We start from the raw sequence: 20,274 nt of genomic DNA, 5'->3' as shown, positions 1-20,274 counted from the left end.
ACCAGTGGCCTCCGTGCCGCCGCCCCCGGACACGAATGTGGCTTATGTGTCGCCGGGGCGAACACGAATGTGGCTTTCGGGGCGACATCCGCCCGCCCGTCGCCCACCGCCGCCCTCAACGGGGCTGCGCGCGGTGTCTATTCGAAAGCCACATTCGTGTCCAGCACCCCGGAGCGAGGCTCCCGCGCGGGGCGACCCGGCTTCCGCGCTCAGGCCGTGCGGAGGCGGTGGGCCAGCGCGGTGTGGCGGCGCCCGGCGCCGACCGTGCGCACCGCCTGCGCGATCGCCTTCTTCGAGCCGACCAGCACCACCAGCTTCTTCGCCCGGGTGACCGCCGTGTAGAGCAGGTTGCGCTGCAACATCATCCACGCGCTGGTGGTCACCGGGATGACCACGCACGGGTACTCGCTGCCCTGCGAGCGGTGGATGCTCACCGCGTAGGCGTGGATCAGCTCGTCCAGTTCGGCGAACTCGTACTCGACGTCCTCGTCCTCGTCGGTGCGCACCAGCAGCGTCTGCTCGTCGAGGTCCATCGCGACCACCACGCCCTGCGTGCCGTTGAAAACCCCGTTCGCGCCCTTGTCGTAGTTGTTCCTGGTCTGCGTGACCTTGTCGCCGACGCGGAAGATCCGGCCACCGAACCGCCGCTCCGGCACGCCCTCCTTCGGCGGGGTGACCGCCTCCTGCAGCAGCGAGTTCAGCGCACCCGCGCCCGCCGGGCCGCGGTGCATCGGCGCCAGCACCTGGACGTCGCGCCGCGGGTTCAGGCCGAACTTCTTCGGAATGCGGCGGGCCACCACGTCCACGGTCAGCTTCGCCGCCTCCTCCGGGTCGTCCACGTCGAAGTGGAAGAAGTCGGCCAGGCCCTTGGTGATCGGGAAATCACCGCCGTTGATCCGGTGCGCGTTGGTGACCACACCCGATTCACCCGCCTGCCGGAAGATCTGCGTCAGCCGGACGTGCGGCACGGGCGTGCCGGGCGCCAGCAGGTCGCGCAGCACCTCACCGGCCCCGACCGACGGCAGCTGGTCGACGTCCCCGACGAGCAGCACGTGCGCACCCGGCGGAATGGCCTTGAGCAGCTTGTTCGCCAGCAGCACGTCGAGCATGGACGCCTCGTCGACCACCACCAGGTCCGCGTCGAGCGGCCGATCCTTGTCGTAGGCGGCGTCCCCGCCCGGCTTGAGTTCGAGCAGCCGGTGCACGGTCGCGGCCTCGTGCCCGGTCAGCTCGGTGAGGCGCTTCGCGGCACGGCCGGTGGGCGCGGCCAGCAGCACCTTCGCGCGCTTGGCCGCGGCGAGCGTGACGATCGAGCGCACGGTGAAGCTCTTGCCGCAGCCCGGCCCGCCGGTCAGCACGGCGACCTTCTCGGTCAGCGCGAGCTTGACCGCCTCCTCCTGCGCCGGCGCGAGTTCGGCCTGGGTCTGCCGGTGCAGCCAGGCCAGCGCCTTGCCCCAGTCCACCCCGGCGAACGCGGGCAGCCGGTCGGCGCTGGTGCGCAGCAGGCGCATCAGCTGCCCGGCCAGCGACAGCTCGGCCCGGTGGAACGGCACCAGGTAGATCGCGGAAACCCGGTCGTCCCCATCGGGCAGTTCCTCGCGGACCACGCCCTCTTCCTCGACCAGCTCCGCCAGGCAGTCGATGACCAGCCCGGTGTCCACCTGGAGGATCTTGATCGCCTCGGCGATCAGCTCGGTGTCCGGCAGGAAGCAGTGCCCGCTGCCGGTGGCCTCGGACAGGGTGAACTGCAGGCCCGCCTTGATCCGCTGTGGACTGTCGTGCGGGATGCCGACCGCCTTCGCGATGGTGTCGGCGGTCTTGAAGCCGATCCCCCACACGTCGGTGGCCAGCCGGTACGGCTCGGTGCGCACCACGTCGATCGCGCGGTCGTGGTACTGCTTGTAGATCCGCACGGCCAGCGAGGTGGACACGCCGACGCCCTGCAGGAAGACCATCACCTCCTTGATCGCCTTCTGCTCCTCCCAGGCGTCGGCGATCAGCTTGGTGCGCTTCGGCCCGAGCTTCGGCACCTCGATCAGGCGCTCCGGGCTGTGCTCGATCACCTCGAGCGAGTCCACCCCGAAGTGCTCGACGATCTTGTCCGCCAGCTTCGGCCCGATGCCCTTGATCAGCCCGGACCCGAGGTAGCGGCGGATGCCCTGGACGGTCGCGGGCAGCACGGTCCGGTAGTCCTCGACGTGGAACTGGCGCCCGTACTGCGGGTGCGAGCCCCAGCGCCCGCGCATCCGCAGCGCCTCACCGGGCTGCGCGCCGAGCAGCGCGCCGACCACGGTGACCAGGTCGCCGCCGCGCCCGGTGTCCACCTTCGCCACGGTGTAGCCGGTCTCCTCGTTGGCGAAGGTGATCCGCTCCAGCGTCGCCTCGAGCGTGGCGTGGCGGAACGGCTCGGTCATGCCCGGACCCTACTAAGGCAGACTTCCGGCGGTGAGGAAGATATCGGTGATCGGGATCGGGGCCGGCGACCCCGATCAGCTGACCGTGCAGGCGATCCGCGAGATCGAGCGCGCGCGGGTGTTCTTCGTGCTGGACAAGGGCGAGGCCAAACGGGACCTGGTGGCCTTGCGTGAGGGCATCCTGGCGAAGTACGGCCGCGACCACCGGGTGGTGCACGCCCAGGACCCGCCACGCGACCGGCAGCCGGAGGACTACCGCGCCGCCGTCGCCGAATGGCACCGGCTGCGGGTGACGCTGTACGCCCGGCTGATCCGCGACGAACTCCCCGACGACGGCCACGGCGCCTTCCTGGTGTGGGGCGACCCGGCGCTCTACGACAGCACGATCACCCTGGTCGAAGCCGTTTCGCGGGAGCTGGACCTCGACTACTCGGTGATCCCCGGCGTCAGCAGTGTGTCCACGCTCGCCGCGCGGCACCGGATCCCGCTGAACCGGATCGGCGAGCCCGTGCAGTTCACCACCGGACGCCGGCTCGCCGAGGACCGGCCGGGCGACGCGGTCGTCCTGCTCGACGCGAACTGCACCTTCCAGCGGTACTACGGCGAGGACCTGGAGATCTTCTGGGGCGCCTACCTCGGCACCCCCGACGAGATCCTGCTTTCCGGCCCGCTGGCCGAGATCGGCCCGGAGATCGAGCGCCGCCGGGCCGAGGCGAGGGCCGAAAAGGGCTGGATCATGGACACCTACCTGCTGCGGTCGCGTCCCTAGTTTCCGCAGCACTCCTGCCGGGTACGCGAATCGGACGGACCCAATCTCCAGGAGGCAGGCGGAATGGCACGGAAACGGGTGGTCGTCGTCGGCGGCGGGTTCGCCGGGTACCACGCCGCGAAGGCACTGGCCAAGGAGCTGACCCCGGCGGAGCACGAGATCGTCCTGGTCAACCCCACCGACTACTTCCTGTACCTGCCGCTGCTGCCCGAGGTCGCGGCCGGTGTGATCGACCCGCGGCGTGTGTCGGTGTCGCTGCCGGGCACGCTGCGTGGTGTCCGGCTGGTGCTGGGCGAGGTGACGGACGCGAACCTCGAAGCACACGAACTGACCTACCTCGATCCCGAGGACGAAGAGCACAAGCTCGGCTTCGACAAGCTGATCCTGGCCGCGGGCAGCGTGAACAAGCTGCTGCCGATCCCCGGCGTCACCGAGCACGCGCACGGTTTCCGCGGCGTGCCGGAGGCGCTGTACCTGCGTGACCACGTCACCCGGCAGATCGAGCTGGCGGCGGCCAGCGACGACCCGGTGGAACGCGCGCAGCGCTGCACCTTCGTGGTGGTCGGCGCCGGGTACACCGGCACCGAGGTGGCCGCGCAGGGGCCCGCGTTCACCAAGGCGCTCGCCTCGCGGCACCCGGAGCTGGCGGACCAGCCGATCCGGTGGCTGCTGCTCGACCTGGCCCCGAAGGTGCTGCCTGAGCTGGACAAACGGCTCTCTCGCGCGGCCGACCGGGTGCTGCGCGAGCGCGGGGTCGAGGTGCTCATGGAGACCTCGATCGAAGAGGCCCAGCGCGACGGGGTCAAGCTCACCAACGGCGAATTCGTGCCGTCGCGCACGCTGGTGTGGTGCGTCGGCGTCCGGCCGGACCCGCTGGTTTCCGGACTGGGGCTGGACACCGAGAAGGGCAGGCTGGTCACCGACGCCTGCCTGAACGTGCCCGGCCATCCGGACGTGTTCGCCTGCGGTGACGCGGCGGCCGTGCCGGACCTCACCCGCCCCGGCGAGATCACCACGATGACCGCGCAGCACGCGCAGCGGCAGGGCAAGCTCGCCGGGCGCAACGTGGCGGCGGCGCTGAAGGGCCAGCCGCTGAAGAAGTACCGCCACCGCGACCTCGGCTTCGTGGTCGACCTCGGCGAGTGGCAGGCGGCGGCGAATCCGTTGCACATCCCGCTTTCCGGCTTCCCGGCCAAGGTGGTCACCCGCGGGTACCACCTGATGGCGATGCCGGGCAACCGCGTGCGCACCGCGGTCGACTGGGCGCTGGAGGCGATGGGGAAGCGGCAGACCGTGCAGCTGGGCCTGGTCCGCTCGGGCACCGTGCCGCTGGACACCGATTCGCCGGAGCTGCCGCGGCTCAGGCGGTAGTTCCGGGGTCAGCCTTCGGGCAGCGGCGCCAGCACGTTCTTCACGTGGTGCTGGAAGACGATGGACGTGCGGAAGCTGACGATCTCGCGTCGCTTCGCGAGCCGGTCCACCAGGAACGAGTGCAGGTGCTCGATGTCCTGGGCGGACACGTGCAGCAGGAAGTCGTCGCTGCCCGCGGTGACAAAAACCGACAGCACCTCGGGCAGTTTCGCCACGGACTGCCAGAAGGCGTCGATCACCGTCCGGCTCAGCGGCCGCACCTGCGCGGTGACCAGCGCTTGCACACCGCGGTTGAGCGCGGGCAGGTCGATGTCCGCGTGATACCCGCGGATCACCCCGCGTTCACGCAGCAGTCGCGTGCGCTCCAGGCAGGTCGACGGCGCGATGCCGATCTTGCGCGCGATGTCGCGGTTCGACTGCCGTGCATCCTCCTGCAGATGCCGGACGATCGCCGAATCAAGTTCGTCCAGCATGGCTGGTTTCCTCCCGTGCCGAATATCGTTCGGTGATCATGCCCCGGGACTGGGCTACTGGCTAGCTTCGGCGCTGCCTGGTTGTTCAGTTTGGAAGCAGGAGGGCGTTTTGTCGAACACAGGAGTTTGGGAGCACGAGGAGGTCGTGCTCCGGCGCGGGCCGCGCTCGGGCCTGCCGATCACGGTGGCCGCGCATTCGCGGGCACTCGGCCCCGCCATCGGCGGCTGCCGCCTGCGGCACTACCCGGACTGGCGCGACGGCCTGACCGACGCGCTGCGGCTGGCGAAGGCGATGACGCTGAAGTGCGCGGTCGCCGGGGTGCCGTTCGGCGGCGGCAAGAGCGTGGTCGGACTGCCCGCCACGACCTCACCGGAGCTGCGGCTCGCGGCGCTGGAGGACCTAGGCGAACTGATCGGTTCGCTGGGCGGGTCGTACATCCCGGGTCCGGACGTCGGCACCGGACCGGACGACATGCTCATCCTCCGGCGGCACGCACCGCAGGTCTTCTGCCTGCCCGCCACGCACGGCGGGGCCGGCTCGTCGAGCGGGCCGACCGCGGTCGGTGTGCTGGCGGCGCTGCGGGCGGGCGCGCGGCACGTGTTCGGCAGCGCCTCGGTGGCCGGGCGAAAGGTGGTGATCAGCGGGTTCGGCGCGGTGGGCAGCGCGCTCGCGGAGGCACTGGCCGCCGACGGCGCGGCGGTCACGGTGTCCGATGTGGACGATGCAAAACGCGCGCGGGCACTGGACCTCGGCTACGGCTGGGTCCACCCGGACGACGCGCCCGCCGAGCAGGCCGACATCTTCGTGCCCGCCGCGGTCGGCGGCGTGCTGGCGCCTTCGGTGATCAGCCTGCTCACCGCGCCGCTGGTGGTCGGGCCCGCGAACAACCAGCTGACCGAGGACTCGGTGGCACACCGCCTCGACAGCCAGGGCTTCACCTGGATCCCGGACTTCGTGGCGAGCGCCGGGGGCATCATCTACACGCTGGCCAGGGAAATCCGCGGCCTGTCGCACGAGCGCGCCACGGCCGAGGTGCACGGCATCGAGGCCACCACCGACCTGCTCCTGACCCGTGCCCGCGCCAACGGCACCACCCCGCTGGCCGAGGCCATCGCACTGGCGGACACGCGCACCAAGGCCTGACGGTCAGCGGGCGCGGGTGATCCGGATGTTCCCGAAGCCGCTGCGCGCGCGGACCTCCACGGTTTCGGCCGGGTCTCCCGGCGGCTCGGCGGCGTCGTCGAGTTCGCTGCTCACCTGGCCGAACCCGGTGCTCACCTCCAGCCAGGCCGCGACGCCCGCGCGGATGCCGACCTCGATCTCGCCCGCCGAGGTTTCCAGCTGGACCCGGCCACGGGAGACCTCACCGATCCGGATCTCGCCGAACGCCGTCCTGGCTTCGACACCGGCCTCCGCCCGGTCGACGGTGATGTGCCCGCTGGCCGTGTTCAGCCGCACGTCACCGCCGGCCCGGCCGATCCAGCAGCTGCCGGAGGAGTTCCGGATCACCCCGCCACCGGTGGCCTCCTGGATGCGCACCTCGCCCGAGCCCGCGGTGACGTCGACGTCGCCGTCCACGTGCTCGACCAGCACGTCGCCGATGCTCGAGTTCAGCCACAGCGTGCCGGTCCGGTCGAGCCGCACCTCGCCGCCGGTGGTGAAGCGGCAGGCGCCGAGCGTGCCCTCGGTGCTGAACGTGGTCCACTGCGCGTCGGCCTGGACCGTCGAGCCGGCCGGCAGTTCCACGGTGACCCGCACCGAACTGGTCCGGCCGAACAGCGAGGACTTGGGCGACGGGGCCCGGATCACCAGCCGGTTGCCGCTGAAGTCGACGGTGGTCCGCTCGGCGGCCTCGACGTCGTGCTTCTTCGCCGGATTGCCAGGGTGCACCTCCACCACCGTGTCGGTGCGGTCGCTCGCGATGATCTTGGCGTCGCCGACCGGGAGGTCGAGGCGCACGGTGATCGGAGCGGGTGTGGTGAAAACAGGCATGGTCGTCCCCTGACAGGTGTCCGATGTGGAGTGTGCGGGCTTGGGCGTGCCCTAGCGGACCCAGCCGGTGAGGCGCTGGCCGCCGAGGCCGTCCCACTGTCCCGGCGCCTGCCGCCCGCGGCCGCGGCGGTCACCGGGCGCGAGCGCGGCGGCGGCCGCCCGGACCAGCCAGGCGTTGATCGACAGCCCCTCCGCGCCCGCCGCCTCTTCGATCCGCTGCTTGAGGTTCTCCGGCAGCCGGAGATTGATGCGGGCCGACGGCCCGTCGTCGTCGGCGACCGGGTGCGTTTCGGGCTCCGGCGCGTCGGCCGAGGGTGTGACGGGTGCGGTGACCACGAAGTTGGGCGTGTTGCGCCCGCGCAGCCGCAGATCCACCGAACCGGGCGCGAGATCGCGCGTGATCTCCTCGGCGGCCGCGGTCAGCGCCTCCAGCAGGGTGAGCCGGACCGCCGACTCGAGCGGCCCGGTCAGGCGCTCGGCGAGCGCGCGAGCGTCCTCCCCCGCGGCCTCGGCGGCGACCGCCAGCTCGGCACGCAGGTTGTCGACATACGGCGTCAAGTCCATGGCACTATGATGGCATCATCATGGCACCATTGCAACCTGGGCACTCGATCGGGGTGACGGTTGCGACCGGTGACGGATCGGCGTCGCTGAGCCAACTAGGCATCACTCTGGCTCGGCGGTGGCGCCAGTACGCTGAGCGGCGGTAACTCACCATCGTAGGCGGTGACCTCCACGCGCGTGTGCGCACCGGCGCAGCCCTGGGCGAGGTTCGAGGTCGGCAGGTCGGCGAAGAGCACGTTCGGATTGCCGTGGCGGCAGAAGGCCGGGTCAGCCGGATCCGGGTCGTACCAGGCGCCGGTGGACAGCTGCACCACGCCCGGCCGGAGCGCGTCGGAAATCCGCACGGCGGCCAGGCACGCACCGCGCTCGCCCCGCACCAGCACGATGTCGCCGTCGCCAAGACCTCGTGCGGCGGCGTCTCCGGGGTGCATGCGCAGGGGTTCGCGGTCGCGGTGCTTGGTGGCGCGGCTGTGCGCGCCGACGTCGTGCTGGCTGTGCAGCCGTGACTTGGGCTGGTTCGCGAGCAGGTACAGCGGGCGGTCCTCGGGTTCGGGGCCGGGATCGAGCCAGACCGGATGCCCTGGGCAGTCCTGGTAACCGAAGCCTTCGATGGTCGCGGAGTGGATCTCGATGCGGCCGCTCGGCGTGGGCAGCGGCGAGGCTTCCGGGTCGGCGCGGAAGTCCGCGAGCAGCACCTGGTCCGCCGGGCGCACCGGCAACTCGGCAACACCGTTGGCGAAGAAGGTCTCGAAGTCGGGCAGGTCCTTCCGCCAGGTCGAGTAGAGGTGCTCCAGCCAGGCACGGGCGTCGCGGCCTTCGGTGAACTCCCGCTCGACGCCGAACCGGGCGGCCAGCGCGCTGAAGATCGTGTAGTCGTCGCGGGCTTGCGCGTGCGGGGCGGTGAGCGCGGGCATGGCCCACAGCTCGGCGTCGGCGTTGCCCATGCCGAAGTCGTCGCGCTCCACGGTCATCGTCGAGGGCAGCACGAAGTCCGCGTGGCGTGCCGTGGCCGTCCAAAATGGATCATGCACGACGATCGTCTCCGGCCTGGTGAACGCCTCGCGCAGCCGGGCCAGGTCCTGGTGGTGGTGGAACGGGTTGCCACCGCACCAGTACACCAGCCGGATGTCCGGATAGGACAGTCGCTGGCCGTTGAACTCGTACGGCGCACCGGGGTTGAGCAGCATGTCGGAGATGCGGGCGACCGGGATGAACTCCCGCACCGGGTTGTGGCCCTGCGGCAACGCGGGCAGGGAGATCGCCGAGCCGCCCTCGCCGGGATAGGCGGAGGAGCCGTAGCCGTGGCCGAAGCCGCCGCCGGGCAGCCCGATCTGGCCCAGCATGGCGGCCAGCACCACGCCCAGCCAGAGCGGCTGCTCGCCGAAGCGGGCGCGCTGCAGCGACCAGCTGACCGAGATCATCGTGCGACCGGCGGCCATTTCCCTGGCCAGTTCCCGGATCCGGGCCGCGGGCAGGCCGGTTCGCGCCGCGGCCCATTCCGGTGTGCGTCCCTGTCCGATGACGTCGGCGGCGAACTTGTGGTAGCCGACGGTGTAGCGGTCGAGGAAGGTGTGGTCGGCCAGTTCCTCGGTGATCAGGACGTGGGCGAGGGCCAGCATCAGCGCCGCATCGGTCCCGGGCCGCGGCGCGAGCCACTCGGCCTCGGCTTCGGGCGGGGTGTCGTCGGCGATCGGGCTGATCGACACGAAGCGCGTGCCGGCTGCCCTGGCCCGCGCCAGCCTCCCCCGAATCCGATGCCGGGCGACGCCGCCGGACGACATCATCGCGTTCTTGGCCGAAATCCCCCCGAAGGCGACGACCAGATCGGTGTGGCGCTCGATTTGCTCCCAGGAGGTGGAGCCGCGGATCACGGCCCAGGCGTCGCCGAGGATGTGCGGGAGGAGGGCCTCGCTGGTGCCGTAGCTGTAGGTGCCGAAGGAGCGGACGTAGCCGCCGAGGGTGTTGAGGAAGCGGTGCACCTGGCTCTGGGCGTGGTGGAAGCGGCCCGCGCTGCCCCACCCGTAGGACCCGCCGAAGACTTTGCGCGCCCCATGGTCGTGGTACACGCGGCGCAACTCGGCACCGAGGAGTTCTTCGGCCTCGGCCCAGTCGAGCGGCACAAACGGCTCGCTGCCCCGGCCGGGCGCGGGGCCCGGGCCGCGCTCAAGCCAGCCCGCGCGGACGTAGGGCCGGTCCACACGGGTGGGATGGTGCTGAGCTGAGGCCACGTTGTGAATGAGCTGGTTCGGCTCAGGATCCCCGGGAAAGGGCTGGACGTCAGTCAGCCGGGTGCCGTCGGAACGCGCCTGGAACGCGCCCCAGTGAGTAAGGTGCGGCCTGCTCATACCCGCCACGCTACCCAGCGGTGCCGGGGGTGGTTTGGAGGCGCGGGGTGACCTGCGCCTCGATGCTTAGCGGTCGCGATACCTGGCGGTGCTGGGGCTTGGGGTGTGGCCGGAGGGCTACGACCAGGCCTCGGCGGGACTGGAGGCTCGGGCTAGGCCCGGCTTGAGGCCAGGCTCGGGCTGGAGGGCTCAGGTGGTCTGGAGTGTTTGGGGATGTGGCTGGATGCGTCGGCCTCGGCTTGGGCGGCGGGCCTCCGCTTGGGCGGCGGGCCTCCGCTTGGGCGGCGGGCCTCCGCTTGGGCGGCGGGCCTCCGCTTGGGCGGCGGGCCTCCGCTTGGGCGGCGGGCCTCCGCTTGGGCGGCGGGCCTCCGCTTGGGCGGCGGGCCTCCGCTTGGGCGGCGGGCCTCCGCTTGGGCGGCGGGCCTCGGCTTGGGCGGCGGGCGTCGGCTCGCCGAGAGGCGATTGGCTCTTTGGCCAGGACAACGGCGGCTGCTCCGGGGGCGGCGGCGCGGCCATGGGAGCGGCGGCGGCTGCCGGAGTTCGGCCGCGCCGCCGGTGAGAGCGGCGACGCTGCCGTGGGGATCGGCGGGTCGGCATGGGCGGCGGCTGCTGGGAAGGGTTCAGCGACGCTGCCGTGGGGGTCGACGCTGTCGTGGGGGCGTTGGCATCGCGGGCAGCCCGGTGTGTGGAGGCGCGCAGTGTCACGAAGGGGGTGAGGTGAGGAGTAGGCGTAGCTGGGCGGTCAGCCAGGTTTGCGTGAGGTCCGTGCGGGTGGTGAGGGCGTCGGCGAAAGGGGTTAGGGCGGTGGCGGCTGCGGGGTAGCCGGCGGCGTTGAGGGCGGCGGCGGCTTGGGTGAAAGCGTCGGCGTCGTGGGTGTGGAGTAGGCCCTGGTGGGCGGCTTGGGCTAGGAGGTCGAGGGCCGAGGTGAGGGCGTCCGGGGTGGGAGCGGGGGCCAGGGGTAGTGACACAGGGTGGTCGTCGGGGGCTAGGTCGGGGTGGGTTAGGCCCTCGGCGGTCAGGACGGCGATCGGGTCGATGAGCAGGGAGTTGTGGGCGTGCTGGACGGCGCCCGAGAGGTAGCGCGGGCCAGCGGAAAGGGCGGCGGCGAGGGCGTCCAGGGCGCCCGGGCGGTATTCCGAGTAGTGCGCGGAGACCCTCGCCGGGGTGCCGAGGTCGTCGGTGACTTCGGCGTCCAGGCGTTGGTCGCCTGGGTGGTAGGTGACGCGCCGCACTTCGGCGACCCGCAGCACGCGCACCAGTTCCGCGGCCACCCGCGGCCGGATCAGGCGTGGCGGCAGCGCGGCGATCTCCGCGGCGAACGCCCGGTAGTCGCGCACCACCAGCGGCGAAGGCAGCCTCGCCCACGAATCGCCGACCGGGGTCGTGGTGGTCTGCGCGACGCGCGCGGAAGCCAGCCGCAGCACGCGGCTCGCGCTGCGGTACGCCGATTCCGAGACCACGTTCGAACCCGCCAGCCCCAGCAGCGAAGTGCCGTTGACCCGCTGGCTCGCGAGGTCGTGCCCGGTGCGCTTCTCGCCGTCACCCACCGGCCAGGTCCGGCGCAGCACCAGCACCGACGCCGTGCGCGCGTCGGCGAAGTACACTTCGGCCACCCGCTCCCCCGGCACCCCGGAGATCCGGCAGCCGAGACTGGTCAGCCGCACCCGGCGCAGCGGCGTTTCGCCCGGCTCGTCGGTGCCCAGCACCCGCGAACGCGGACTCGCGCCAGACAGCGCCGCCCGGTGGCGGGCATGCAGCTCGGCCAGCAGTTCGGCGAATCGCCGGGCGCGGTAGTGCGCACTGCGTGACCGGTGGAAGCCGAGTTGCGCGGCCAGCTCGGCGACCGCCTCGGACGGCCAGCGCAGCTGGGCGGCCTCCAGGTCCGCGCGCACCCGATCGAGGCTCGCGAGCAGCACCGGACCGGCGTCGGCGGCGCCTTCGAGCAGCAACCGGTCGGCAACCTCCAAAGTGGACTCGAGCCCGCTCGTGGACCGCGTTCCCGTGCCGCCGACGTCCAGCTGTACCTCCGGCATCTCCGGCGCGCTCTCGTCGGCGGCCCGGAACGCCCAGACGGCGAGCACGATCGTCTGTTCGCGTTTCGCCTCGCTGGCTTCCGTGTGCACGTACCCCAACTCCCCCGGCACGAGGAAACGGACCGTGCACGCGGACAGCTCGACCTCCGCCACCGGATCGGCCGGGGTCGGGCGGCGGATGCGGGCCGAATACCCGGCACTGTGCACGCGCCGGGCGGCGGTGAGCGCGCGGTTGCCGAAGGCGGCTGCCAGTTCGTCGTCGGTGATCGCCCCGGGTGAGGTGACCACCAGCTCGGCCGCGGGGTGGCGGCGCTGGTACGCCACCACCAGGCCCACCCGGTGACGGCAGGTGCCGACGGCACCACACGAGCACCGCGCCCCGTCGAATCCCGCGCCGGCGGGCAGTACGGCCTCCGAGCCGTCGGCGAACCGGCCGGTCAACGTGCCGTCCTCAGCCAGGTCCAGGGTCGGGACGATGCCCGCGTCCAGCTCCTTGACCGCCCGCTTGACCAGCCCGCGGTTGGCCAGCGTGACGAGTGCGGCGGGCGTGAGGGCACGCAGGTCCGGGCGGGTCATCGGGCGATCCGTTCCGCGACGAAACCGGCCAGCTCACCCGGCGTCATAGCGCCGACGCGCGCCCCGGCGTTCGCCAGCCGCTGGGCCAGTTCGCGGTGGTAGACCGGGTTGGCCTCCTCGTCGAGCGCGGCCAGGCCGAGCACCCGCGTGCCCTGCCCGGTCAGCTTGGCGACCGAGCGGACCAGCTCCTGTTCGTTGCCCCCTTCGAAGAAGTCGCTGATCACCGCCACGATCGCGCGACGCGGGTTTTCGATCAGCGTGGCGGCGTAGGCGACGGCACGGGCGATGTCCGTGCCGCCGCCGAGTTGCACCTTCATCAGCAGTTCCACTGGATCGGTCACCTCCGTGGTGAGATCGGCGAGTTCGGTGTCGAAGGCCACGAGATGCGTGGCGAGGCCGGGGACGCGCCACAGGCAGGCGGCCGTGACGGCGGCGTGGATGACCGATCCGGCCATCGAGGCGGACTGGTCCACCAGCAGCACCAGCTGCCAGCGCTCGGCGTGGCGGCGGGTGCGGGCGACGAACCGCGGGCTTTCGATCGCGATGCGCCCGGTGGCGGGCCGGTAGTGCGCGAGATTGGCACGGATCGTGCCGTGGAAGTCGAAGTCGCGGGCCTGGCGGAACCGGGACGGCCGCCTGGTCCTGGTGCCGGACAACGCCTGGCCGATCTCGACGGCCAGCTTCGCGATCAGCTCGGCGACCACCGTCTCGACGATGCGCCGCGCCTGCGTGAGCACGCCCTGGTGCATCAGGTGCTTGGTGCGCAGGATCGCCCGCAGCAGCGTGGGATTCGGCTCGATCCTGGCCAGGACCCGCGGATCGGTGACCACGTCGTGGATCTCGTAGCGTTCGACGGCGTCGCGTTCCAGCCGTTCGACGGTGGCGCGCGGGAACAGGCGGTGGATGCCATCGAGCCAGTCCACTGTGGTCAGTTCCGATGGCCCGGAGCCGCCCCGTCGTTCACCGCGTTCGGCGCGCTCAGGATCGCGGCCGTACAGCCAGTCCAGCGCGGCGTCGCGCTCGGCGTGCTCGTCGGCGAGCGGGCCGGCGTGCGGGGTGGCCTGCTCGCCGAGCACGAGCCGCCAGCGTGTGGAATCGGTCAGCACAACCCCTCCGCGTGCAGAATGGAGTCCACTGTGGACTCGATGGCCGCCGGATCGGCGGGGGTGCCTTCGGTGCCGGGTGGCGCGGGCCGGGCCAGCAGGGCACCGGCGAGCTGCTGGCGTTCGCCCGGCGGGAAGTAGGCGAATGCCTGGCGCAGCGCGGGCAACGCGATCAGGAACTCCTCGTCGCCCATGCCGGTGACCAGTTCGTCGAGCACGGTGAGCACCCCGCGTGTGCCGGTGAGCACCTGTGCCCTGGCCAGCGCGAACAAACCGGCCAGCCAGTCGCCGGCGGTGCGCGGCTCACCGGGGATCGCGCGTGCCGGGTTGACGGCCGACGCTGACAACGCCCACACCAGGCCGAACGCCGCGCCCCGCAGCTCCGGCGGGGCACCCGGATCGGCGGAGATCCGGCGGCAGGTGGCGAGCACCGGCGCCGGATCCAGCGCCGCGTACCGCGTGGTGTCGCGCAGGGCGACCATCGCCTCGATCCGGGCGGGATCGGCGGGTGCCGGACCACCACGGACGCCCTCGGCCAGCCACAACATCCTGGGCACCGCCGCGGCGAGCACCCCGGCCAGCGCGGCGCTGCCGTCGGTGCGCCAGAGGTCGCCGTGCCGCCACAGGCCGAGCACCACGGCCAGCACCCGGCCCAGCGCACCCAGGTCGGACGCGGTGGCCACGCCGGTCCGGAGTTCCGCCGTCAGCTGGTCCGCCAGTTCGACGACACCGCACAGCACCGCGTCGAACAGCACTTCGGCCAGCTCGCCGACCTCCGCGCCCGCCGCTCGTTCGGCGAGCACCGCGGCGGCCGCGTCCGCCGGGGTGCCGCCGTGCGCACCCGCCTCGATCAGCAGCGGCAGGCGCAGTTCGGTGACGGTGAGCCGCCAGTGCTCGGTGCTCACCGGATCGGCACCCGAGCACGGGCCGTTCTGCCGCTCGAAACCCGGGATGTCCAGCACGCGCAACCGATGCAGGACGCGGCTCCGGTGCCCGTCGCGGCCGAGGTCGAGGCGGACCAGGCCGTCGCCGTCGAGCCCGAGCGAGGCCAGTTCGGTGGTCACCACGTGGACCAACGGCGGCGCGGGGGTGTCCGGGTGCAGACGGCCGGTGCGGTCCCCGCTGAGCGCGGCGACCATCTCGACCACCGCCGGGTGCGTGCCCGCCCGCAACGCCCCGCGGGTGCCCCAGGGGAGGCGCTGTTCGAGGTCGTCCGTGATCAACGCGCCCGCGAGCGCGTCCAGGATGTCCGCGCGGGCGGGACGCGGGTGCCCGCGCAGGTTCGCCAGCCCGGCCGCGAGGGCGTGCGCGGCGACGAGGTCGGCGGTGGACACCGGCACCCCGCGGCGGCGCAGCCTGGTCACCACCGCCTCGATCAGCCCGGCCGCCGCCGCGTCCGGGCCGCTTTCCCACAGGCGCTGGTAGTACTCCGGCGATGGCATGCCGGACTGGTAGCCGGTGAACGCGTCCAGCCGCTTGAACGAGTACGGCACCAGGAAGCTCTCCGCGCTCGTGCCGTCCGGCGGGGAGGGCACGGCGGGCCAGCCGTCGGATTCGCCGACGGCCAGCCGCTGCAACGCGGGCCGGTGGAAGCCGCCGGTGACCACCACGACCGGCTTCCGACCGGCGTCGGCAACCGCGGCACGCACCCAGGAGGCCATGTACTGCTCGCGCGCGGCGTCGTCCTCGCCGACCTCGGACTCACCACGCAGGAGGTCGAAGTAGGCGGTCAGCCGCTCCGGCAGACCCTCCGGGGACGCGACCTCAAACAGCCTGTCCCACAACGAATCCACGTTGTCCACGGCGAACTTCGCGCAGAGCCGGGCCACCGCGCCGAGGTACCTGTCTTCGGCGTCGGAGTAGCGGTTGCGGCGCCCGGCCAGCGCGGGATGCCAGGCGGGCAGGTCGATGAACCGCAGCCGTGCCCCCACCGCCCGGCCGGCGGTCAGCGCGACCCATTCCGGCGAGTACTCGCAGAACGGGCTCCAGGACGCCACCGTGCGCTGCTCGTCGCGGTAGTGGCTGAAGACGGCGATCGGCAGTTCGTGCCCGAGCAGCAGTTCGCCGAGCCGGTCGTTGAGCTCGGACGGGCCCTCGACCAGCACGTACGCCGGCCGGAGCCGCTCGATCACCGAGGCGGCCAGCCGTGCGCACGCCGGGCTGTGGTGGCGGACGCCGAGAAAGGTGGCGGGCATCAGCCTGGCAGCCGATCACGAGCCTCGTGCAGCGCGCGCCAGTACGCGCCCTGCTTGCGAGGGACCTGCTGCTCGAGGTAGCGGCGGAGCCGCGCGAGATCCGGCTCGCTGTCCTTCACCGCCGTGCCGGCGAGGCAGTCGACCAGATCCGCCGGGGTGCCGGGCTCGCCACGCAGGTACCAGGCCCGGACGCCGACCGCGTGCGCCACCGAAACCGCCTCCGCGGTGCTCAGCACGGCTGACGAGCGTTCGGCACCGGTGCCCTCACGCAGTTCACGGAAGGTGGTGACCAGCACGGACAGCAGGTCGGGATCCGGCGGCCGTCCGACCCCGGACCGGTTGAGCAGCTCGGTCGCCTCGGCACGTACCAGCTCCAGCTCGGTGGTGAAATCCGCGATCGGGAACACCGTCTCGAAGGTGAAGCGGCGCTTGAGCGCGGTGCTCATCTCGTTGACGCCGCGATCCTCGGTGTTGGCCGTGGCGATGACGTTGAACCCGGGCGCGGCGAACACCATGGCGTCCGCACCGGACAGCTCGGGAATGGCCAGCACCCGTTCCGACAGCAGGGAAAGCAGGCAGTCCTGCACCTCGAGCGGGCAGCGGGTCAGCTCCTCGAACCGCACGATGCGGCCCTCACGCATGCCACGCAGCATCGGCGCCGGGACCAGCGCCCGCGGCGACGGCCCGTCCGCGACCAGCATCGCGTAGTTCCACGAGTACCGGATCTGATCCTCGGTGGTGGCCGCGCCGCCCTGCACGGTGAGCGTGGAATCGCCGCTGATCGCGGCCGCGATCAGCTCCGACAGCAGGGATTTCGCGGTGCCGGGGCGGCCGATCAGCAGCAGGCCGCGATCGGTGGCCAGCGCCACCAGTGCCCTGTCCACCAGGGACGGATCACCGACGAACTTGCCGCGGATGCCAGCCCGTTCGTCACCGAGGATGAACCGGCGGGCGGCACGCAGGCTCAGCGCCCAGCCCGGCGGCCGGGGATCCTGATCGGTCTCACGCAGGCGCGCCAGTTCCGCCGCGTAACGCACTTCGGCCGGTGGCCGCTGCACCTCGGTCATCGGCCCGCTCCGGTGAGTTCGGTGAGTTCGGCGAGCACTTCGGAGGCCGTCACCGGATCGAGGGCGCCGAAGCACGGGCCGGTTCCCGGCTCGCACGGATCGCCCGGCGACTGGTCGTCCAGCCAGACCGCGGTGATCCGCTGCGCCGGGAACTCGTCGAGCACTCCGACCGCGATCCCCGGATCGAGGCCGATGACCACCGAGTGCCGGGTGCCCGCTCGGCGGAACAACCACGGCTGCATGCCGTTCTCCTGCGCGGCGGACCTTTCCCAGCCGGACCGGCCGAGGCCGAACAGCCGCCCGGAGGGCACGGTGTGCCCGGCGAACCTTTCGAGCCGGTTGTTCGCGCGCTCGTCCGCGGTCAGCTTGTGCACCTCGCGGCCCAGCTGGCGGAACGGTTGCAGGATCTCGTAGTCGGCGAAGACCTCGGCCCAGGCGGCCACGGTTTCCCCGAGGTGCAGCGGGTGGGCGATGCGGATGGTGTCGCGTTCGTCCAGGCGGAGCGGGTTGTCGCCGACGTCGGCGAAGGTGCGGTCCTCGGCTATCCGGAACGCCCGCGTGCCCCCGGCATCGGATTCGGCGAGCCAGACCAGGCGGCGGGCGATGTGCCAGAGCAGCGGGTGCTCGACGAACAGCAGGCGGAACTCCTCGACCGTCCATTCGCGACTGTGCACCATCGCGCGTTCGAGGCGGCGGACCTGGTCGGCGGCGACGGTGCGCACGTCCTTCTTCAGCGTCGTGAAGCGCTTGCGCGCGGCGGGCGCGAGTTCGGCGTCGTCGCGGGCACCCGGCTTGGGCAGCTCACGGCGGCGTTTGCCGTCGGCGTCGGTGACGAACGGCTTGAGCTGCTCGTCGAAGCCGACGATGAACTGACGCGGCCCGTAGTCCAGCCGGAGCTTGCCGTCGGCGGACAGGCCGAAGTCGGGCACCAGCCGGTCGGCCAGTTGCTCGGCGGTCAGCCCCAGCCCGGCGGCCACTTCGGCGACCTTCGCCGTGGCGCGTGCCTTGAGCGCCTTGAACTTCACCTTCTGCGCGATGGCGTGCAGCTGCATCAACGCGGTGTCCGTGCTCAGCTCGGCCAGCACGTCCAGGCCGAGCACGGCCCGGCTGTGCCCGCCCTCGCCCGGCCAGGCGCGAATGACCTGCCCGAGCTCGCGGGCCACCTGGTCGTCACCGAGCCACGCGAGCGCGCTGAGCGGCCAGCCCTGCGCGCTCGGCGCGCCCGCGGCCTGCCAGGCCTCGAACAGTTCCCAGCCGAACCGGGCCAGTGAAGCGGGATCGATCTGCTCGGTGACCACGCCGACGCCGGCATACGGCTCGCCGGGCCGGGAAATCGCCAGCATGACGAGGAAGTTCCGGACCGCGGACCTGGGCAGCGCCAGGCCGCCGGAGCAGAGCAGCTGCGGCAGCGCGGCCGGTTCGGCCCAGTCCGGCAGGTCCGGGAGACGCGCGGGCAGCACGTCGAGCGGATCGGTGGCCAGCAGCCGGGCGATGGCGGCGGCCACCTGGCGGCCGTACGCCTTCGCCGCCTCGGCCACCACCGAAGGTTCGAGGTGGAGCAGGGCGGACTCGGCGGCGGAACGGGCGCGCCCCGGCTCCCCCAGCGCGGCCGGGATCAGCAGGTGGGCGGCGGTGCGGTGGTGACGGCGCAGCCAGGTCAGCGCGACCTCGCGCGCCGGGCCTCTGAGCCGGGCCAGCCAGTCCGCCATCAACGCGGCGACCTCCGCACCGGCGAACGGCGCCAGGAACTCACCCGCGGCCTGCGGCGCGGCCCTGGCCACGTGCACGGCGAGCGGCAGCGCCGCCAGTTCGTAGCGGGCCAGCATGGGCGGCAGCCACGATTCGGCGAACCACAGATCGGAGGGCCGCCATCGCTCGAGCAGCGGTCTGCCGACCTCCTCCGGGCCGTGCGCGGCGAGCTGGCCGGTGAGGTGCGCGTCGAGCACGCCCTCCCGCAGCTGCGCGATGGCACGCTCCATCGCGTTCGGCTGCTGGAAGGCCCAGGTCTGCTCGGCACGCCAGGCCTGGCGTTCTCCCGGCGCCCACGCGACCAGCGGCGGGCCGGGATCGAGGTCGAGCACCACCTGTTCGGTGATCGCGCGCGGCTTCGCCCACGGTGGCACGGCGAGCAGGCGCGGCACGTCGTCCGGCGGGGCTTCCGGGACCGGGCGGTGTTCCTCGCGCACCCGCTCGATCACGGCCCTGGCCCGCTCGTCGAGCACCGGCAGTGCCTCCTCGACGGCGGCGGGATCGGCCAGCACGCGCGCGGTGAGCAGGCGGGCGGCGAACCTGGCCGGTTTCGACCGGCCGTCGCAGCGACGGCTCAGCACCCGCAGCGAACGCACCGGAAACCGTTTCATGGCAACGGGTATCGACTCGCGGGCGGGACGCTGGTCGGCCAGGTCCAGCAGGCGCTCGAAGGCTTCGTCGACCGGGAGCGCGGCGAGCGCCTCGGCGATCCGCTTGGTCGTTTCGGCGCCGTAGTAGCCAGCCCATTCGGCCAGCACGGGCACCGCGCCGGTACCGACACCGTCCACCAGGGTCGGGATCACGCGAGGATTTCGCAGTGCCCAGGCCATGGTGCCGACGGCGCACACCGACGCGAGCTGGGCACCGGTGCCCAAGGTGCACAACACCGCTTCGGCCGGGGCATGACGGCCCAGTTCCAAGGCCTCGGCGACAAAATCCGCCGCCCAGGCCCGTTCGCCTGGCGCGAGGAACGCGGCGACCGCGCGCTGCCCGGCGGTTTCCCGGTACCCGGCCAGCACACCGACCGCGGCTTGATAGTCCACTTCGGACGCTGACGCCAGGTGCGCGCGCAGCCGGTGCACCACCGGATCGGTGGGCGGGCCGCTGTCACGTGGCGGCGGAACCTGTTCTCGCACATGCAAACCGCTCGTGTCGCAGGCCGCGGACAGCAACGGCAGGTGGGCGGCCGCTTCGGCGGCGAAGGCGTAGCCGTGGTCGAGCAACCACAGGTCGGCGAGCGACGCGATGCGTTCGTACTGACCCTTTTTCGGGGCGGTACCGAGGTGGGCGGCGGCCAGCGCGGCCAGCGCGGCGGCGCCGAGCGGGCTCGGTTCACCGTCGTAGTAGGCCACTGCGGCCTTGGCCGGAGCGGGTTCGCCGAGGTGGTGATCCACCGCGTCACGCAGCGCGGGCAGCAAAGGCGCGAGCTGGCTGCGCGCCTGCGCACCAGGGCGCACCGGCGGGCCGGGCAGCCCGCCGCGGCGAGGGTGGACCAGGCGGCGCCAGTGATCCGGGCGGATGAAGGCGTGCTCGGCGGGGTGGTCGGGGCGGTGCATGGTTTCCCCCTTGGTTGTTGGTGGGGGGAGATTAGGGTGGGGGTCTGACAGAACTGGGGGGTTGAC

13 protein-coding genes are annotated in these 20,274 nt (G+C 72.4%); 3 read left to right on the top strand and 10 right to left on the bottom strand.

Annotation, left to right across the window (positions count from 1 at the left end):
- Nucleotides 1-209 precede the first annotated feature (209 nt).
- Nucleotides 210-2,414, bottom strand: a complete 2,205-nt coding sequence (gene recD2, locus A4R43_RS38085; RefSeq protein ID WP_113696529.1) for an SF1B family DNA helicase RecD2 — start codon at nt 2,412-2,414, stop codon at nt 210-212.
- Nucleotides 2,415-2,445: 31 nt separating this feature from the next.
- On the opposite strand from recD2, the gene cobF reads away from it, so the two are divergent.
- A complete protein-coding gene (gene cobF, locus A4R43_RS38080) occupies nt 2,446-3,183 on the top strand; it encodes a precorrin-6A synthase (deacetylating) (protein WP_113696528.1) in 738 nt (245 codons plus the stop codon).
- Between the two features lie 63 nt (nt 3,184-3,246).
- Entirely contained in the window at nt 3,247-4,554 is a 1,308-nt protein-coding gene (locus A4R43_RS38075) for an NAD(P)/FAD-dependent oxidoreductase (RefSeq protein WP_113696527.1), read from the top strand.
- Nucleotides 4,555-4,562: 8 nt separating this feature from the next.
- Here A4R43_RS38075 and A4R43_RS38070 read toward each other — a convergent pair whose 3' ends face one another.
- A complete protein-coding gene (locus A4R43_RS38070; RefSeq protein WP_113698157.1) occupies nt 4,563-5,024 on the bottom strand; it encodes an Lrp/AsnC family transcriptional regulator in 462 nt (153 codons plus the stop codon).
- Nucleotides 5,025-5,136: 112 nt separating this feature from the next.
- On the opposite strand from A4R43_RS38070, the gene A4R43_RS38065 reads away from it, so the two are divergent.
- Entirely contained in the window at nt 5,137-6,171 is a 1,035-nt protein-coding gene (locus A4R43_RS38065) for a Glu/Leu/Phe/Val dehydrogenase dimerization domain-containing protein (protein ID WP_236808511.1), read from the top strand.
- A gap of 3 nt (nt 6,172-6,174) precedes the next feature.
- Here A4R43_RS38065 and A4R43_RS38060 read toward each other — a convergent pair whose 3' ends face one another.
- From A4R43_RS38060 to A4R43_RS38025, 8 genes are all read right to left on the bottom strand, one after another.
- Nucleotides 6,175-7,020, bottom strand: coding sequence for a DUF4097 family beta strand repeat-containing protein (locus A4R43_RS38060; RefSeq protein WP_113696525.1), 846 nt, complete (start codon nt 7,018-7,020; stop codon nt 6,175-6,177).
- A 51-nt stretch (nt 7,021-7,071) separates the two neighbouring features.
- Nucleotides 7,072-7,584, bottom strand: coding sequence for a toxin-antitoxin system HicB family antitoxin (locus A4R43_RS38055; RefSeq protein WP_113696524.1), 513 nt, complete (start codon nt 7,582-7,584; stop codon nt 7,072-7,074).
- A 95-nt stretch (nt 7,585-7,679) separates the two neighbouring features.
- Complete coding sequence (locus A4R43_RS38050; RefSeq protein WP_113696523.1) at nt 7,680-9,929, bottom strand: molybdopterin-dependent oxidoreductase; 2,250 nt, start codon at nt 9,927-9,929, stop codon at nt 7,680-7,682.
- 701 nt (nt 9,930-10,630) lie between these two features.
- Nucleotides 10,631-12,538, bottom strand: coding sequence for a hypothetical protein (locus A4R43_RS38045; RefSeq protein ID WP_113696522.1), 1,908 nt, complete (start codon nt 12,536-12,538; stop codon nt 10,631-10,633).
- Nucleotides 12,535-13,644 carry a VWA domain-containing protein gene (locus A4R43_RS38040; RefSeq protein ID WP_236808509.1) on the bottom strand — a complete coding sequence of 370 codons (1,110 nt, stop codon included), beginning with the start codon at nt 13,642-13,644 and terminating at the stop codon, nt 12,535-12,537. The genes A4R43_RS38045 and A4R43_RS38040 overlap by 4 nt, the downstream gene beginning before the upstream one ends.
- Nucleotides 13,638-15,836, bottom strand: coding sequence for a DUF5682 family protein (locus A4R43_RS38035; RefSeq protein WP_113696521.1), 2,199 nt, complete (start codon nt 15,834-15,836; stop codon nt 13,638-13,640). The genes A4R43_RS38040 and A4R43_RS38035 overlap by 7 nt, the downstream gene beginning before the upstream one ends.
- A complete protein-coding gene (locus A4R43_RS38030; protein WP_113696520.1) occupies nt 15,836-16,903 on the bottom strand; it encodes an ATP-binding protein in 1,068 nt (355 codons plus the stop codon). Before A4R43_RS38030 ends, A4R43_RS38035 begins: the two co-directional genes overlap by 1 nt.
- The gene (locus tag A4R43_RS38025; RefSeq protein WP_113696519.1) at nt 16,900-20,208 is read right to left on the bottom strand and encodes a DUF4132 domain-containing protein; all 3,309 of its coding nucleotides are present in this window, start codon (nt 20,206-20,208) and stop codon (nt 16,900-16,902) included. Before A4R43_RS38025 ends, A4R43_RS38030 begins: the two co-directional genes overlap by 4 nt.
- Between the last annotated feature and the right edge of the window lie 66 nt (nt 20,209-20,274).

The sequence above is a fragment of the Amycolatopsis albispora genome, assembly GCF_003312875.1.
GTDB classification, from domain to species: Bacteria; Actinomycetota; Actinomycetes; order Mycobacteriales; family Pseudonocardiaceae; genus Amycolatopsis; species Amycolatopsis albispora.
The sequence above is the reverse complement of the archived record's forward strand: the minus strand, read 5'-3'. Positions and strand labels throughout refer to the sequence as shown.

Bases quoted from the DNA above. Each gene is read 5' to 3' on its own strand.
- A4R43_RS38055 (WP_113696524.1), bottom strand. From the start codon at position 7,584: ATGGACTTGACGCCGTATGTCGACAACCTGCGTGCCGAGCTGGCGGTC.
- A4R43_RS38030 (WP_113696520.1), bottom strand. From the start codon at position 16,903: ATGACCGAGGTGCAGCGGCCACCGGCCGAAGTGCGTTACGCGGCGGAA.
- A4R43_RS38035 (WP_113696521.1), bottom strand. From the start codon at position 15,836: ATGCCCGCCACCTTTCTCGGCGTCCGCCACCACAGCCCGGCGTGCGCA.
- A4R43_RS38050 (WP_113696523.1), bottom strand. From the start codon at position 9,929: ATGAGCAGGCCGCACCTTACTCACTGGGGCGCGTTCCAGGCGCGTTCC.
- A4R43_RS38045 (WP_113696522.1), bottom strand. From the start codon at position 12,538: ATGACCCGCCCGGACCTGCGTGCCCTCACGCCCGCCGCACTCGTCACG.
- A4R43_RS38075 (WP_113696527.1), top strand. From the start codon at position 3,247: ATGGCACGGAAACGGGTGGTCGTCGTCGGCGGCGGGTTCGCCGGGTAC.
- A4R43_RS38025 (WP_113696519.1), bottom strand. From the start codon at position 20,208: ATGCACCGCCCCGACCACCCCGCCGAGCACGCCTTCATCCGCCCGGAT.
- recD2 (WP_113696529.1), bottom strand. From the start codon at position 2,414: ATGACCGAGCCGTTCCGCCACGCCACGCTCGAGGCGACGCTGGAGCGG.
- A4R43_RS38060 (WP_113696525.1), bottom strand. From the start codon at position 7,020: ATGCCTGTTTTCACCACACCCGCTCCGATCACCGTGCGCCTCGACCTC.